This window comes from Mesorhizobium sp. C395A (assembly GCF_030323205.1).
Taxonomy (GTDB): Bacteria; Pseudomonadota; Alphaproteobacteria; order Rhizobiales; family Rhizobiaceae; genus Mesorhizobium.
In genome coordinates this window covers 1,113,813-1,130,989 of the sequence record NZ_CP100473.1, presented here as the reverse complement: position 1 = coordinate 1,130,989, position 17,177 = coordinate 1,113,813, and the positions used below count along the sequence as shown (strand labels likewise).

The following is a 17,177-nucleotide window of genomic DNA, read 5'->3' as shown; positions in this document are numbered from 1 at the left end:
GTTCGGGATGCCGGCTCAAGTTAGCGAAGCGGAAAAAGCCAGAATAGAACGCGCCATTCAGGCCGCAGTCTCCGGATCCTGGAAGGAATTTGCAGAACTCACCGACGAACCGTTTCTAAACGATGCATCGATGAGGAAGCAATTCGGAGATTCTTCTTCCCGACTTCAGCGAGCCGACGGAAATTGGGAAATGACCTCAGGCAGAGGTATCGTGCCTGACGGCAGCGCGCGCCTGATCACAGTCTTGAGCAAGGCGCCGCCCACCGTGGATATTGTCCTGACGCTGCACAGCACGAGCGATCGGGATGACAGCACGATCAGCATCTGGACGTTCTTTCAGCAGCTGAATTGGGGCGATTAGGCCCTCGCCTACCCCACCCACTTCTCATAGTCGGACACCAGCAGGTGCACCGGCGCGACATCCTCGTCGATGTTGGAGAAGCGGCCGATCGGCTCGCGGAAGACGTTGTCGGTGAGATCGTCATTGACGGTCGAGACCTCGCCGATCAGCACATCCTTGCCCTCGGCCCAGAAGGCGTGCCAGACGCCGGGCAGCAGCGTCACGCTCTGGCCCGGGTCGAGCTTCAGGAGCCCGCCTGCCGGCAGCCTGTGGATGGTGCCGTCGACCGGCACCGTCACTTCGGCCTTCGGATCGATGCCGCCGTCGCGATCGTGCATGAACAGTTCCAGCACGAGCTTACCGCCGCCGCGGTTGATGATGTCCTCGGCCTTGATGTTGTGGCGGTGCATCGGCGACAGCTGATCCTTGCGCGAGATCATGATCTTCTCGGCATAAAGCATGCCCATGCCCTTCTTCATGTCGGCATAGACGCCGTTGCGAACGGTGAACAGGAACAGGCCGAGTTCGTCGAATTTTTCCTGGCCGTAATCGGTGATGTCCCAACCGAGCCGCGAGGTGAAAATGGCGGCGGAGTCGGCCTTGCGCGCCTTCATCTCTTCCGGGCTCCAGTAGGCGAAGGGCGGCATGATGTAGCCGAACGAGCGGATGAAGGCGTCTGCATCGCGGATGATGTCGTTGACGGTGGAGCGTTTCATGATCGTGATCCCTTCGCGTCGCGTTCCCTGGAGTTATCTGAAGCGCATAGCCGAACAGCGCTGCGGTGTCGACGCAAACTGCGTGCTGGCCCCATGACATCCGTGCGGATCGGGGCCATAAGTCAGCCAGATTTCCCAGGGTGATATTTCATGCAAGGCATAGACGACCTCGACACGCCGGCGATCCTCATCGACGCAGCCCGCGCCGAAGCCAACATCACACGAGCGCAGGCGCATGCCGACCGCCACGGGCTGAAACTCAGGCCGCACATCAAGACGCACAAACTGCCTTATTGGGCGAAGAAGCAGATGGCGGCCGGCGCGGTCGGCATCACCTGCCAGAAGATCGGCGAGGCCGAAGTGATGGCCGATGCCGGGCTGACCGATATTTTCCTGCCCTACAACATCCTTGGCCGCGCCAAGCTGGAGCGCCTCAAGGCGCTGCATGGCCGCGTGACACTGTCAGTGACGGCCGACAGCCGCGAAACACTGGAGGGGCTCGCCGCCACCTTCACCGATGCAGGGCACCCCCTGCCCGTCCTGGTCGAATGCGATACCGGCATGGGCCGTTGCGGTGTGCAAAGCGCCGCCGAGGCGCTGGCACCGGCGAAGTTGATCGACCAAGCCAAGGGGCTCACCTTCGGCGGGCTGATGACCTACCCCGCGGCCGGCCGCGCCGCCGAGGCTGAATCCTGGCTGGCCGGCGCCAAACAAACGCTCGCGGCCTCGGGTCTCGCCTGTGATCGCATCTCCAGCGGCGGCACGCCTGACATGTGGCGCTCGGGCGAGGACAGCGTGGTGACCGAATACCGCCCCGGCACCTACATCTACCTCGACCGGTATCAGGTCGCCAAAGGCGTCGGCACGCTCGACGATTGTGCGCTGACGGTGCTCGCCACCGTGGTCAGCCATCCGACGCCGGCCCGCGCCATCCTCGACAGCGGCAGCAAGGCGCTGTCCAGCGACACGCTGGGGCTCGCCGATTTTGGCGAGCTGCTCGGCATGCCCGGCGCCCGCGTTACCAGCTTGAGCGAGGAACATGGCACGGTCACGCTTGCGAATGGCGCGAGCCTACGCATCGGCGAACGCGTTCGCGTGGTGCCTGATCATTGCTGCGTCGTGACCAACCTGTTCGACCAGGTGCATCTGATCGACGGTGACAAGGTGCTGGAAACGCTGAAGGTGGAAGCGCGTGGGCGGATGGGGTGAGGCTTTTCGTTTTGGAGGCTCGCCCTATTTCGACATTGACGAATTGTAATTTATAACTTACTAGTCCCCATGGCAATCCTGAAGCAGACAGCCACCTTTCGGAGGTGGCACCAAAAGCTGAAAGACGGAAGAGCCAAGGCGGCAATTGCCGTTCGGCTGCAACGTTTGATTGTAGGAAATCCCGGCGACGTGGCCCCAGTGGGTGAAGGCATCAGTGAATTGCGCATTCACTATGGGCCCGGCTATCGCGTTTATTTCACAAGCGCGGTGAAACGGTCATCCTGCTCCTGTGCGGCGGGGATAAAAGTTTCACAAGAAACCGACATACGGACAGCAAAGCGCCTGGCCGTAGAATGGAGTGACGACAATGGTTGAAAAAATCTATGATTTCGATCCCGCCGAAATGCTCGATTCCGATACGGCAATCGAGGCGTTTCTGGCAGAGGCAATGGAAACCGGAGACGCCAAATTCGTCGCGTCCGCCCTCGGTGTCGTTGCCCGCGCCAAGGGGATGAGCAACATTGCCAGAAAGACCGGCTTGGCTCGCGAGCATCTTTATACCTCGCTCAGCGAAAACGGTAATCCTACGCTGGAAACCACACTGGCGGTCATGAAAGCATTCGGCTTTCATTTGGCCCCAAAGCACGGTGCAACTCAGGTCTAATCTACGCCAGCGCGCGTCGAGCGCGAGGTTGTTCGGGCCAACTGAAATCAGGACGGATAAACCGGACCCAGCGCCGCCTTCAGCGGATCCAGCGCGTCGCCATACAGCTTCCAGCGCTCGACCGAGGATGAATAGATCGGCTGGCGCACCTGCCAGCGGCTCGGCGTCCGGACCGTGCGCTCGGTTTCGTTGAAACGCAAGCAGGCATCGTCCCACTCGATGCCGAGGAATCCGATCAATCCGCGGGCGCGATTTTCGAAATCGGCGACCGTTTCTTCGTAGGGCATGTCGTGGATATCCAGCGGGATGACCTTGGCCCAATGGCGCATCAGGCGGTCATACTGCCGGTAATACTGCCCAAGCTTGGTCAGATCGGCATTATAGCCGTGCGCCTCGGAAAAATTATGCATGAAACAGGACGCGCAATTGTCCATCGGGTCACGCCGGCAATGGATGATGCGGGCATTCGGCAAGATCAGGCTGATGAAGGCCAGCAGCTCGAAATTATGCGGCATCTTGTCGACGACAAGCCGCGCCGTGTTGTTGCGCTTTTTGAGATCGTCGAGATATTTCGATCCAAGCTCCTTGGCCTTGGCCGCAGTGAGCGCCGCCATGGCCTTGGTGAAAATGGCTGGGTCGAGCTTGTCGAACCCAAGTTCGCCGGCAAGTGAACGAATGGTCGACAACTCCCCGGCGCCATGGATATCGCGATGACTGGCGCATATCTGCTCGGTCAGCGTCGTTCCCGACCGTGGCATGCCGACGATGAAGACCGGGCGTCTGGATGGATTTCCCAAATTGGCTCGCGCCTCGAAGAAGCCGGCGTCGAAAGTGTCGATGAAGCTGTCGTAAAGCTGGGTGTGCCGGTCGATGTCGAAATCATTGCCGGAAATCGCCTTGGCCCTCGCGAAATGGCGGATTGCCGAGCGATACTCGCGCTGATCGTTGAGCATCTTGCCGGCGGCATGGTGCAGCACCACCCGCTCGCGATCGGTGGTCGTCGGCAATTCCAGACGAGCCCGTATTAGAGGCAGCGTCGGATCATCCTTGACCGCCCGGCGCGCAAGCGCCATTCCAGCCAGCGCCTCGACATGGCCCGGGTCGATGGCAAGGGCCTTGCTGAAGCATTCGACCGCCTCGGCCGGCCGGCCAATGTCGGTGAGCAAATCGCCCATACCGGCAAGTGCCATCACCGACTGGCCGTCGATAGCCAGCGCCTGGCGATAGAACCCTTCGGCAATGTCGCCCTCGAGCTGGCTGCGGTAGGAGCGGCCGAGATTGCACAGCGCTTCGATGAGCCCTCCGTCGAGCTCGATCGCCTTTCTCAGATGTCTGCGCGCCTTGTCGACGTTGCCGGTGACATTGTAGGCATTGCCGAGATTGTTGCGGAAGATGGCGTTGTCCGGTTCGAGCTTGACCGCCCTTTCCATATAGGCAATGGCGGCGTCATGATGCTCGGCCTCGATGGCGAGCGTGCCCATCAGGTTCAGCGCCATGGCATTTTTGGGCTGCGTGCGAAGCACCGTCTGGTAGCAGAACTCGGCCTCGCGAAAACGCTTGCGCCGTTGCAGGTCGATGCCGCGCTGCAATGTCTTTTCCGCCGGCTCACCGGCGGTCGGCAGCGAGGCTGGGATCATTGCCGGCAGGCCCAGGGGTTGCCGGCGTGGCAAGAGCGGCATCCGTCAAATCCCGGTCGCGGCCTGCGACGAACCAATCAGAACTTCAGGGTTACGCCAAGCTGGAGATTGTGGGAGTACAATTTGGCGTTCTCGTATGTGCCGCCGCCATCATTGTCGTCTAGATCCACGCTTGTCACGGCCTTAAAGCGGTAACCGAAATCGAGGTCGACATTCTGCGTTACCGCGTAGGTAACACCGGCGCCCACTTGGCCGGCGAAACCCCAGCCGCCAGGCCCGTATCCAAAGGCGTGGCCATCAAAGTGAGTATCGGCGGTAACATAGGCCGCGCCGACACCGCCGCCGACATAGAGTTTGGCATCACCAAAATGCGCAACATCGGCCCAGACGTTGGCGAGAAGATAGGTGGCCGACAGATTGCCGGAAGCCGGATAGTTGCCGACGCCCGTGTAGCTGTATTCGCTTGCCTTGTAGCGCGCGTAGGACAGTTCGCCTTCGACACGAAACACATCGTTGATGCGCCGACCGACAGCGCCGCCGATTACGAACCCGGTATCAAGATCGACTGAATAGCCAGTACCATTGTAGTCCGTTTTCACATGGTTCGGGAAACTGGCGCCGCCGAAGAGCGTGACGTACCAGAGATCCTCCGCCCTCGGAACGTCGACAATCGCGTCGGCGGCGTAGGCCGAACTCCAACCAAGCGCCAATGCAAATGTCGAGACGCCAGCCAACAAGCGCAGTTTCATCGCCGATTCCCTCGCTACAACTAGTGACTGGTATCACTCTTGCTTCGCGGCCGAGCTGTCAAGAAAGCAAACGAGATCAAGGAGCCAAGCGAAGTCGGGAACAATCTTTTGAGAATTCTTGTTGCTGCACCGCAACATAGCAGCACATGCTAATGTTTGGCGGCAGGCGTATGGCTTCGATTTTGAAAATCGCGCTAGTCGGCCTGCCGTGCCGCCACCCTGCGCATGGCGATCACCCGCCGGCGGCGGATTTCGGTGCGCATCGCCGTGAAATGCAGCGCGAAGAACAGCACGGTGAAGCCGAGCGCCATCACCAGCAGTGGCCATAGCAGGCTGGGATCGATCGTCGGTCCGCCGAGCCGGAACACCGAGGCCGGCTGGTGCAGCGTGTTCCACCAGTCGACCGAGAATTTGATGATCGGGATGTTGATGAAGCCGACGAGCGTGATGATGGCGGCGGCCCAGGCGGCGCGGCTGGCGTCATCGAGCGCACGCGTCAGCGCGATGATGCCGAGATACATCAGGAACAGGATGAAGACCGAGGTCAGGCGGGCGTCCCAGACCCACCAGGTGCCCCACATCGGCTTGCCCCAGATCGAGCCGGTGACCAGCGCAAGCGCGGTGAAGGTGGCGCCGATCGGGGCTGCCGACTTCAGCGCGACATCGGCCAAGGGATGGCGCCAGACCAGCGTGCCGAGCGCGGCGACGGCCATCACCGTGTAGCACATCATGGCGAGCCAGGCGAAAGGCACGTGGATATACATGATGCGCACCGTGATGCCCTGCTGGAAATCCTCAGGCGCGGCAAAGCTCATATAGAGACCGATGGCGAGCAGGATCGCGGCGATCGACGCCAGCCACGGCACCAGCCTATCGGCCAGCCCGACAAAGCGCGTGGGGTTGGCGAGGTCGGTCCAGCCGGCGAGGCGTGAGGAGGTATCGCTCATAAGGTCTAGATAGACCGGCGGCGCGTTCGGGGCAATCGAGGGAGTGTCGCAGTCTTATTTACCCTCCCCCTCGTGGGGAGGGTCGCTGCGAAGCAGCGGGGTGGGGGTGGTGGGGCACTACCCCCACCCGGACCCTACGGGTCCGACCTCCCCACAAGGGGGAGGTAAAAAAGCTACGCCGCTTCGATATTCACCGTGCGGCTGAGACGGCGGACTTCCTCGTCGTTGAGCAGGCCGCCGGCGCGCAGCAGGCTGGCGAAACGGCCATTGCGCAGCGACAGTTCGGCGAAGCCGCCCATCTCGACCACCTTGCCCTTGTCCATGAACACGACCAGGTCGGCGTCGCGGACGGTGGTCAGGCGGTGGGCGATGATGAAGGTGGTGCGGTTGCGCCTCAGTTCGTCGATGGCTTCCTTGACGCGGTCCTCGGTCTCGACATCGAGCGCGCTGGTCGCCTCGTCGAGCACCAGAATCGGTGCGTCCTTGAGCACGGCGCGGGCAATGGCGATGCGCTGACGCTCGCCGCCCGAAAGCTGGCCGCCGCGCTCGCCAACGACGGTGTCATAGCCGGCGCTCTTGGCAAGGATAAAATCCTGCGCGGCAGCCGCATTGGCGGCGGCGTGAACCTCGTCATAAGTCGCCTCGGCACGACCGACGCGGATGTTGTCCTCGATCGAGCGGTTGAGCAGGCCGGCATCCTGGAAGACGGTGGCGATCGAATGACGCAGCGACTTGCGGGTCACCGTGCGGGTGTCGATGCCGTCGATCAGGATACGGCCATGAGACGGCGAGAAGACGCGCTGCAAGAGGTTGATCAGCGTCGTCTTGCCGGCGCCGGTCGGGCCGACGATGGCAACCGTCTGCCCGGCCTGGACCTCGAAGGAGACGTCGTCGACGCCCTGCCTCGAATTGGCAAACTCGAAGCCGACATTCTCGAAGCGGACGTGGCCGGTGACGTTGGTGAGGTCGCGCAAGCCGTCCGGCTCGGCGGAGTCGGCGGCCGAATCCTCGAGGTGATAGAAGTCCTCGAGCTTGGCGCGGGCTTCGGAAATCTGGTTGGCGAAAGCCGACATCTGGTCGAGGCGGGCAATCAGCAGCGTGGCAAAGCCGGTGAAGGCGATGACGTCGCCGATCTTGAGCTGGCCATGGGTGACCAGATAGGCGCCGATCAAAAGCACAACCATCATCGAAATGGTCGACGACAGGCGGTGCAACGCATTGGCCATCGCCCACCAGTCGAGCACCGGGTTCTGCGCGTCGAGCAGGTTCTTGACATAGCGGCGCAGCGTATCGGCCTCGTGGCCGAGACGGTTGTAGCTCTGCAGCACGGCCACATTGCTGACCGAGTCGGTCACATGCGCGAACACCTGATGGTAGTGGCGCTCCACGGCGGCCTGGCCCGCCTTGGTGCGCTTCATCACAAGCCGGCCGATGCCGACATAGAGAACGCCCAGCGCCATCAGTACCAGCGACATGCGCAGATCCATGCTTATCGCGGTCGGGATCAGCAGAGCCAGCGCAACCGCCGTCGACAGATGCTGGCGCATGAATTCAAGCCACAGGCTGAACAGCGTCTCGACGGCGCGCAGCAGCGTGTGCAGCGCGTTGGAGGTGCCGCGCTGGTGGTGCCAGGCGAGCGGCATGGTGATCACGCGCTCGAACGACTGGCACAGCACCTCGCTGCGACGCTTGTGGGCAAAACGGTCGGCGCCGCGCGCCACCAGCACGAAGGCGACGATGTTAAAGGCGCCGAGACCGGCCCACAGCGCGAGCGTCGAAAACACCGAACCCTTATCGGAGATGGCGTCGATCACCCGGCCGAACATGATCGGCTCGAGGATGGCGATAATGGCGAGCGCGACATTCGCACCGCAGATAAACGCAACGCGCTTCCTGTCGGCTGCGAGATAACCCAGCGCTCTCCAGTAGATTTGCAGAAGTGACACTTCAGCTACTCCGCCCAAAACATTATTGTGCACCGCACCATTTCTTGACACGTACCGGTTAACGGGTCGCAAAACAATGCCCGTCTACCTCTTCCGTTCCCATTCTGCGAACAAAAGATGACGACGTTGCGAAATCTGCCGTGATCACCTAACGGTTTGAGATAAAAGGTGAAATGTCAGTCTTGCGGCAAAATCATGGCAGCAGCTGGCGCTGCCACATTTTTAGTCACTGCACGCTTGGACCGCCGTTATCGGGAAGGCACGCCGTTCTGCGCCAGGAGCATGCCGAAGTAGAAAACGCGCGCCTCGAAAGGCGCGCGTCAATAACCTGAAGCCTTTGATTTTACGCGGGTATCTTGACGACCACCTCGGTCTTGTCGCCGGCTTTCGGCTGAAAACCGGAAGACTTTGTCTTGGTTCCATTGACTTCGAGCGAGATGGATTTGGCCTTTTTGTCGCGGATGACGCGAACCTTGATCTCCGACCCCAGCATCTTCAGCGTGGCAGAATAGCCGTCCCAATGGCTGGGCAGTTTCGGCCGGAACGTGATCTGCTTGCCCCGCCGCTCAATGCCCAGAATTCCTTCGACCGCAGCACGGTAGAGCCATCCCGCTGAGCCCGTATACCAGGTCCAGCCGCCGCGACCGCCCTTGCCCTCACCGGAATAGATGTCGGCGGCGACGACGTACGGCTCGACGCGGTAATGCTCGGCCGATGCATCGTCGAGCGCATGGTTGACCGGGTTCAGCATCGAGAAGCAGCGATAGGCATCGTCGGTGCGGCCCATTTCAGCGAGCGCGATGACAAACCAGGTCGCCGCATGGGTGTACTGGCCGCCGTTCTCGCGCACGCCCGGCGGATAACTCTTGATGTAACCAGGGTCCTTTCTCGTGTTCTGGAAGGCCGGGGTAAACAGTTTGACGATCTTGAGCTTGTCGTCGACCAGCAGGTTCGTCGCCTGCTGCATCGCCGTGGTCGAGCGCGCGGGGTCGCCCTCGCCGGAGAGCACGCTCCACGACTGCGCGATGGAGTCGATCTTGCACTCGTCCGAATTATGCGAGCCAAGCGGCGTGCCGTCGTCGTAGCTGCCGCGGCGATACCACTGGCCGTCCCAGGCGGTGCTTTCCAGCGCCCGCTTCAGCACATCGGCGTGTTTTGTCCAGGCCTGCGCCCGCTTGGTGTCGCCCTGCCCCTTGGCCACGGTGGTAAAGTCGCCCAGCGTCTTCAAAAGGAACCAGCCGAGCCAGACACTCTCCCCCTTGCCGGCTTCGCCGACGCGGTTCATGCCGTCGTTCCAGTCGCCGCCGAGGATCAGCGGCAGCCCGGCCGGGCTGCTGCGCTTGACCGCAAGGTCGAGCGCACGCGCGCAATGGTCGTAGAGCGACGCGTTCGTCTTGGAGATTTCCGGCGTGAAGAAGGCGTCGTGCTCGCCCTCGCCCAGCACCTGCCCGTCGATGAAAGGCAGCTGCTCCTTCAGGATCCCTGTATCGCCGGTCACCTCGATGTAGCGATTGGTGGCATGCGCCAGCCAGACCACATCGTCGGAGATCATGGTGCGCACGCCTGCGTCGGTGCGCGGCAACCACCAATGCTGGACATCGCCTTCGGGGAACTGCCGGCGCGCCGCATTGAGGATCTGGTCGCGCGCCAGTTTCGGATCATGCGCAAGCAGGGCCAGCGTGTCCTGCAGCTGGTCGCGGAAGCCGAAGGCGCCGCTTGCCTGATAAAAGGCCGAGCGGGCGCGGATGCGGCAGGCCAGGCTCTGATAGGGCAGCCAGTGATTGACCATGGCGTCGAGCGCCTTGTCGGGCGTCTCGACCTGGATGGTGTCGAGGAAGCCGCGCCAGACGCGTTCATTGTCGGCCAGCCGCTGGTCGAAATCCTTGCCCGAATGGGTCTGCACCAACGCGCTCGCCTCGGCTGATGTGGCGGCGTCGCCAAGCAGCCAGACCAGCGTGACGTCGCCGCCGGCGGGGATGTCGACATCGCTGGCGACAGCTGCGCACGGATCGTCGCCGGCCTCGACGCGGCCCGACAGGCCGGCTCCGCTGACGACGGCGTGCGGGAAGGCGCTGGTGCCATGCCTGCCGATGAACTCGCCGCGATCGGCTGTCACCGAATGCACCGGACCAGTGGCGGCCAGGAAGGCCACCCGGTCGCCGAAATCGAGACCGTAGGGGTTTTGCGCCAGAAGCGCGCCGGTGGCTGGATCCCTGGACGGGATGATGGTCGCAGCCGTGCTCGAGCGATGGCTGCCGAGAACCCATTCGGCATAGGCATAGACGCGCAGCCGCGCCGGCGCCGAGCCCGAGTTCTGGATGCGCAGCCGCGTGATCTTCACTGGATCGACGGGATCGACGACGTGCGTCAGATCCATCGACAGCGGGCCGCGTTTGGACCGGAAGGTCGAGAAGCCCTGGCCGTGCCATGTCTCATAGGTCATCGAGGGATCGCGGACCACGGCAGCCAGCGGCGAGAATGCCTTGCCGCTGGCCTGATCGTAGATGTAGATGCCCTCGCCCGGCCGGTTGGTGACCGGATCGTTCGACCATGGCGTCAGCTGGTAATCGCGGCTGTTGCGGCTCCAGGTGAAGGCAGCGCCTTCGGCCGAGACATGGAAGCCGAACGAGGCGTTCGAGACGACGTTGATCCAGGGCTGCGGAGTCGTGCGCCGGCCGGTGAGACGCGTGACATAGTGACGGCCATCGCCTTCGAAACCGCCGAAGCCGTTCCACTGGCTGAGGCCGCTGCCGTCGGCGCTGCTGTCGGACGCGGCATGGTATGCAGGCGCCGCCGGCACCGGCAGAGACGGCTCGCGCAGTGACGCGGGGGCCGCCGGCTGCAGGGCATCGCGTGCTTGCAAGGCTGCCGCCTCGGCGCGTTCGATCTGGTCGAAGATGGTGCCGTTGCGTGTGTGCAGAACCACGCGGGCAACCGCCAGCAGCGTCTTGTACGTCGCCTCGTCCATCAGGTCGCGGCGCACGGCGAAGATGTGCTGGCGCGGCCCGAGTTCCTTGCCGCGCAGGCGGCTGTTTTCGCACAGCGTTTCGACCGCGCGCTGCAGGTCCTGGACATAGGACGATGCCTGCTCGTTGACGACCACGAAGTCGATCATCATGCCGCGGGCGCGCATATACTCCTGGAAGCGCAGCGCCTGGGCGACAATTTCGAGGTCGGCCACGTCGCCGATGCGGACCAGGAAGATCGGGAAATCGCCCGAAATGCTGGTCGGCCACAGGCTGGACTGCTTGCCCAGCCCCGAAGCGATGGATTCGCCGGGCAGGCGCAGGAACGGATCGGGATAGATCAGGAAGCGCGCCAGCTTCTGCACGTTGGCGGCGTCGGTCAGGCTGAGACCAAGATGGCGGGTCTGCACCTGCGAACGCGTCCAGGCAAGCATCGCCTGGCGAGCAAAACTTTCGGGATGGTCGAGCCTGGCGATGGCCTCGTCCAGTTCGGCGCGGTTGGCGCCGACGGCGGTCCAGAAGGTCAGCGATATCTTCTTGTTGGCCGGCACCCGCACCTGGCGGCGCAGGGCCGCTACCGGATCGAGGGTGAAGCCGTGGTGACCGCCAAGCTTGGCGCCGGGATCGAAGGCCGCCGCTTCCGCGATGGTACGGCCACGGCCGATGAAGGCACGGCGGTCGGTTTCGGCCTCGGCATCGCGCGCCGACCCGGACGGATCGGTGACGAAATGCACCATGGTGACGTCAGGCTCGTTCTTGTCGCGCTTGCGCCTGGTGGCAAAGATGGCACCGTTGTTGGCAGCGATCTCGGTCTCTATAAACATTTTCGAGAACGCAGGATGGGCATTGTCGGAGGCTTCGTTGCCCAGCACCAGCTCGGCAAAGGAGGTCACCTCGATATGCCGGTCAGTGGCGCCGTCATTATAGAGCGTGACGCGCCGTCCCTCGCCATTGCCTTCCGAGATGACGATGCATTCGACCTCCGAACGCAGCGAGCCCACTGTTTTGACGAAGCTCGCCTTGTCGTCGGAAAACAGCGTTTGCACTCTCTCGCCGGTCGCCTGCTTCGGCTCTGCGGTGGCCGACCACCAGTCGCCGCTGCCGGCGTCGCGCAGGAAGATGTAGGAGCCGAGCCGGTCTTCGGTCGGGTCGGGCTGCCAACGGGTGACGGCGAGTTCGCCCCAGCGGCTGTAACCGGAACCGGTGGCCGAGACCATGACGGAGTAGCGGCCATTGGACATGACGCTGGTGGCGCGCAACGCCCTCAGCGGGTCGAGGATAATGCGCGAGTCCGGGCTCTCGACCTCGGTCTCGTCCTTCGAACGCTCGTCGGCTTCGGTCCTGACCGTGGCGGTCGGGATGTCGCGCGGCGCCCTCTCCTGCAGCAGGAGTTCGGCAGACTCGATCACCGGATCGCTGTGGAAGCGGTCGCGCAGCCGGCCCTCGAAGATGGCGTCGGCAACGGCGGCGATCGACATGCCGGAGTGATGCGCCATGTAGTTCAGGACAACGGCATGGTCGGTGCCTTCCGGCACGCGCTGCGGCGTGAAGTCGACGGCGTCGTAAAAGCCATGCCGGCCGAGAGCGCCGATGGAGCGCAGCCTGGCCAGATTCTGGACGGATTCGCGCGGTGTGAACTGCGCCGCGAGGATCGTGGCGTAAGGCGCGATCACCGTGTTCTGGCCAAGGCCGCGCTTGAGACCAAGTCCGGGCACGCCGAAATTGGTATACTGGTAGGTCAGTTCGCGGTCGCGGGCATTGTAGGCCGCTTCCGAAATGCCCCAGGGCACGTTCTTCGAACGCGCGTACTGGATCTGACGCTTGATGATCAGCTTGCTGGTCTGGTTGAGGATCGAGCCCTGCGGCTCCTTCATCACCAAAGGCGGCATCAGATACTCGAACATCGAGCCCGACCAGGACATCAGCGCACCCTGGAAGCCGATCTCGACGATCGGCCTTCCAAGCCGGAACCAATGCTCCGTCGGCAGGTCACCCTTGGCGATGGCGAACAGGCTGGTCAGCCGCGCCTCGGAGGCGAGCAGATCGTAGCAGCTCTCGTCGAGCTGGTGCTCCTCGACCCGGTAGCCGATCGAGAGCAGTTTGCGCTCCTGACGCATCAGGAAAGAGAAATCCATCTCGAAGGCATAGCGGCGGCAGCGTTCGCGCAGCGCCAGCAGCTTGGCGCGCAAGGCTTCGACGGCGTTTTCGTCGCTGTGCGAGTCATGCACATGCGCCTCGCAGGTCGCTTCCAGCCGGGCCGCCCAGTCGGCGATAATGTCGCTCCGCTGCGATCCGGCCTCGGTGTGGATGGCGGTGGCGAGCTTGCGGATCTCGCCGGCAAGCACGGCCAGGTTGATCGTGCGGATCGAGGCCATCTCCGGCTGCGCCTTGATGGTCATGACGGCGCGCCGCATGCCATCGAGGCGATCGGCCAGACGCTGGCGCAACGGCCGCAGTTGCCGGCGGTCGTCAGGCAATTCCTCGAGGCTCTCGTCGAGGATACTCACCGTGTCGAGGACGCCTTCGAAATCGCCCTGCAGGTGAACGGACGGGGCTTCCGCCCATTCGGCGCAGGCAGCCGCCACCGCGACCAGATGTCCGGCGAGATTGCCGCTGTCGACGGCGGAGATGTAGAGCGGATAGAGCGGTTTGAGCGTCGTGGTGTCGTACCAGTTGAAGAGGTGGCCACGGTTGCGCGGCATGCTCTCGATGGTCGTCATCGTGGCGTCGATCCGGGTGATGGCGTCGGAGAGCGCAATCCAGCCGAAATCGCGTGCCGACACCACCGACAGCAGGTAGACGCCGATATTGGTCGGCGACGTCCGCGGCGCTACAACGGGCGCCGGGCTTTCCTGGAAATTGTCGGGCGGCAGATTGTGGTGCTCGGCCGTGACGAAGGTTTCGAAATAATGCCAGGTGCGGCGCGCCACGGTGCGCAGCGCGTGGATGTCGGCCTGCGATATGCGCAGGCGGTCCTCGGTCTCGGCCGAGCGGCTGATCCAGCAGGCAACCGCTGGCGAACCGATCCAGAACAGAGCGAAGAAGAAGGCGACGAAGGCACCGGTGGAATCGGCCAGCACGGGGATAGCGAGACCGACGACGCCGATGATCACGGCGCCATACATCATGCTGTAATAGGAGCCGATATCGTTGTCGCCGCCCTTGTGCGCCTGCGACGCGGTGCGCCATTCCAGCAGGTTCTGGCGGCTGACGAACAGGCGGTAGAGCGTGCGCACGATGGCGTCGCCCATCATCCAGGCATTGTGCGCCATCAACAGCACTTTCAGCGCCACAAGGGCCGTGCCGAAGACGGTGTCGTGCGCCAGCGCGGAGAAATGGCCGCGCGGCGTCTGGTCGCCGCTCTTGGGCAGGATGGCGTTGACGACATCGAAGGTCGGCGCCATGAACAGCGACAGGATCAGCAGCGCCTGCCACTGCGCGGCCTGCGTGAAGGGCAGTAGCGTCCAGCCGGCGATCGCCGCCATCACCCAGAAGATCGGGGTCAGCGAGCGGCGCAGATTGTCGACCATCTTCCAGCGCGACAGCGCCGGCACGCCGGAACGCGGCGAGAAGATGAAGCGCAGCAGCTGCCAGTCGCCGCGCGCCCAGCGGTGGTGGCGCGAGGCGTCGACCGAGTAGCGGGTAGGATAGTCCTCGACCAGTTCGACGTCGGTGACAAGTGCTGCGCGCGCCAGCGCACCTTCGAGCAGATCGTGGCTGAGGACGGTGTTTTCCTCGATGCGGCCCTGCAGCGCCGCCTCGAAAGCGTCGACGTGATAAAGGCCCTTGCCGGTGAAGGAGCCGTCGCTGAAGACGTCCTGGTAGAGATCCGAGACGGCAAAGACGTAAGGATCGAGACCGCTGTTGGACGAGAAGACGCGCTGGAAGAAAGAAGCGTCGTCGCCGCTGGTGAGCGAGGCTGTGATGCGCGGCTGCAGAATGGTGTAGCCGGCGGTAACGACGCGCTTTGTCGCGTCGAAATGCGGGCGGTTGAGCGGATGGGCGAGCTTGCCGACCAGTGACGACACGGCGTCGCGCGTGGTGCGCGTGTCGGCGTCGAGCGTCATGACATAGACGACCTTTTCCGGCAGCGGCACGTCGAGCGGCAGGAAGGTGGTGTCGCTGTCGCCGCGCAAGAGAAGGTTCAGCTCATGCAGCTTGCCGCGCTTGCGCTCCCAGCCCATCCAGGCGCCCTGCGCCTGGTTGTAGAGCCGGCGGCGATGCAGGATATAGAAACGCGGCGCGCCTTCCGAGGGATAACGGGCATTGAGCCTGGCGATCTCGTCGCGCGCATATTGCAGGATCTCGATGTCGGCGGCGTCGATCTCGGTCTTGGAATCCGGCCAGTCGGACAGCAGCGCGAAATGGATTTCTTCGGCCGTGTTGGCGAGGTGATGCACCTCGATGTTGCGGATGTTTTCCTCGACATCATCGCGCGAGCCGATCAGCGACGGCACCACGACCAAGGTGCGTGATGCCGCCGGAATGCCGTGCTTGTAATCATAGCCGACGAGCCGCGTCGGCTTCAGGAACAGTGAAACAACGGTGTTGAAGAAGGCGAGCGCGCCTTCGCTGGCAGGCACCGCAAACAGCGCCAGCATCAGCGTGATGGATTCCACCGACAGGCCGAGATGGGCAAGCGCATTGCCGGAGACAACCAGCAGTAGCACCGTCAGCAGGAAGACCGGCACAACGATGCCGAGCCAGCCCGTGGCGGTGAAGGCGCGCTTGAAGGTCACATGGAAGGGCGGCCGATAGCCGATCGCCTTTTCCAGATCCGGCCGGCGCGGGCCGACCAGGAAGAAGCCGACATCGGTATGCATGGCCGGATCGGCTGATGCATCCGGCACGCCGGAGGCATCGGTGACCCCGGGAACATGGCTGGCCAGCTCGATGGCCTTTTCGGCGACACGGAATTCGGACAGGTCGGAACGGCGCGCCAGTTGCTCGATCGACGTGCGGTACTGGTCGCGCGAAAAGAAATCGAGCGCGGCGAAATCGGTGCGCTCGCGCAACAGCGTGTCGATGCGGCTGACGCCCTCGAACCACACCGTCCAGTCGACGTCGTTGATGAGGCGCAGGCCGCGGATGATGTTGCCGGTGGTGACATTGCCGCTGGACAGCGTGCGATGCTCGGAAATGATGATTTCCTCGGCGTCGGAGCCGGTTTTCTCGAGCTCGACCTCCAGCCATTCCAGCGCCCTGCCGGCATTCTGCGAGCCGTCGCGCAGGCGGTAGAGCAACTGGGTGGCGAAGGTGGTGTCCTGCGCATGCGCGCCGTAGCCCGACAGGATCTTCCGGCGGTCTGCATTGTCGTCGGTCGCCAGCACGCGGTCGGCGACCTCGTTGGCGATATGGCGCATCTGCCTGGTGCGGTCGACGCGCACGGCGATGCGGCGCAGATTCTCGATCAAAACGAAGCGCAGCAGCGACGGCAGCGCCCACAATTCGCCGATCTTGAGCGGCTCGACCGACTGAAAACCCTCGACGATGGATTTGAACATGGTCGCCGAAACCGAACTGTCGGAATGGGCGACATAGCTCCAGGCCAGGGCAAGCGCGCGCGGCACCGCGGCGCGATCGGCCACTTCCAGGGTCGGCAACTGCCGGTAGAAACGGCGCGGCAGGTCGCGCTTCACCTGAAAAATGGTCTCCTCGACGAGATAATTGTTGTCGAGCAGCCATTGCGCGGCAGGCGTGATGGTTTCGCCCTTGGCCTGGGCGGCATTGGTCGAGCGGTAGACTTCGAGGATTTTCTTGGCGCTGTCGCGGATGCGGGCCTGGAAATCGAACGGCGTCAGGCCGAACAGGTCCTTGATGTCGCCCTTGGCGAGGCTTTCGCCCAGCGCGCGCAGCCGCTCTTCGGGCAGGAAATTGGAGCGTATCGGCTCTTCGGTGATGACCGGGAAGCCGGCGCTGGACTTTTCGATATGGGCAGGATTTGTCTGGATATTCATTGAAAATTCCGCATGGGGGACGCGATGCGGCGCCACCGCCACGGCA

General features: G+C 63.2%; 10 protein-coding genes. 4 read left to right on the top strand and 6 right to left on the bottom strand.

Annotated features, from left to right (window positions below; all coding sequences use genetic code 11):
• Positions 1 to 7: 7 nt before the first annotated feature.
• Positions 8 to 361, top strand: a complete 354-nt coding sequence (locus NLY37_RS05530; RefSeq protein WP_156933966.1) for a hypothetical protein — start codon at positions 8 to 10, stop codon at positions 359 to 361.
• A gap of 8 nt (positions 362 to 369) precedes the next feature.
• Here the strand turns inward: NLY37_RS05530 and NLY37_RS05525 are convergent, their stop codons facing one another.
• The gene (locus NLY37_RS05525) at positions 370 to 1,056 is read right to left on the bottom strand and encodes a D-lyxose/D-mannose family sugar isomerase (protein WP_023694398.1); all 687 of its coding nucleotides are present in this window, start codon (positions 1,054 to 1,056) and stop codon (positions 370 to 372) included.
• A 150-nt stretch (positions 1,057 to 1,206) separates the two neighbouring features.
• Between NLY37_RS05525 and NLY37_RS05520 the strand changes: the two genes are divergently transcribed.
• The 3 genes from NLY37_RS05520 (at position 1,207) to NLY37_RS05510 (ending at position 2,929) form a co-directional block, all read left to right on the top strand.
• Entirely contained in the window at positions 1,207 to 2,265 is a 1,059-nt protein-coding gene (locus NLY37_RS05520; RefSeq protein ID WP_023742736.1) for a D-TA family PLP-dependent enzyme, read from the top strand.
• 69 nt (positions 2,266 to 2,334) lie between these two features.
• Positions 2,335 to 2,640 (top strand): type II toxin-antitoxin system RelE/ParE family toxin, encoded by a 306-nt coding sequence (locus NLY37_RS05515; RefSeq protein WP_084559014.1) that lies wholly within the window; start codon positions 2,335 to 2,337, stop codon positions 2,638 to 2,640.
• Positions 2,633 to 2,929, top strand: coding sequence for an addiction module antidote protein (locus tag NLY37_RS05510; protein WP_023742737.1), 297 nt, complete (start codon positions 2,633 to 2,635; stop codon positions 2,927 to 2,929). Before NLY37_RS05515 ends, NLY37_RS05510 begins: the two co-directional genes overlap by 8 nt.
• Before the next feature lie 47 nt (positions 2,930 to 2,976).
• On the opposite strand, the gene NLY37_RS05505 is transcribed toward NLY37_RS05510, so the two are convergent.
• The 5 genes from NLY37_RS05505 to NLY37_RS05485 form a co-directional block, all read right to left on the bottom strand.
• On the bottom strand, positions 2,977 to 4,608 hold the full coding sequence (locus NLY37_RS05505; protein WP_031246443.1) for a tetratricopeptide repeat-containing sulfotransferase family protein: 1,632 nt from the start codon (positions 4,606 to 4,608) through the stop codon (positions 2,977 to 2,979).
• 35 nt (positions 4,609 to 4,643) lie between these two features.
• The gene (locus NLY37_RS05500) at positions 4,644 to 5,315 is read right to left on the bottom strand and encodes an outer membrane protein (protein ID WP_023742739.1); all 672 of its coding nucleotides are present in this window, start codon (positions 5,313 to 5,315) and stop codon (positions 4,644 to 4,646) included.
• Between the two features lie 194 nt (positions 5,316 to 5,509).
• On the bottom strand, positions 5,510 to 6,262 hold the full coding sequence (locus NLY37_RS05495) for a heme ABC transporter permease (protein ID WP_023742740.1): 753 nt from the start codon (positions 6,260 to 6,262) through the stop codon (positions 5,510 to 5,512).
• Positions 6,263 to 6,435: 173 nt separating this feature from the next.
• Positions 6,436 to 8,208 (bottom strand): glucan ABC transporter ATP-binding protein/ permease, encoded by a 1,773-nt coding sequence (locus NLY37_RS05490; protein WP_023672897.1) that lies wholly within the window; start codon positions 8,206 to 8,208, stop codon positions 6,436 to 6,438.
• A gap of 343 nt (positions 8,209 to 8,551) precedes the next feature.
• Positions 8,552 to 17,131, bottom strand: a complete 8,580-nt coding sequence (locus tag NLY37_RS05485; RefSeq protein WP_023742741.1) for a glycoside hydrolase family 94 protein — start codon at positions 17,129 to 17,131, stop codon at positions 8,552 to 8,554.
• Positions 17,132 to 17,177: the final 46 nt, after the last annotated feature.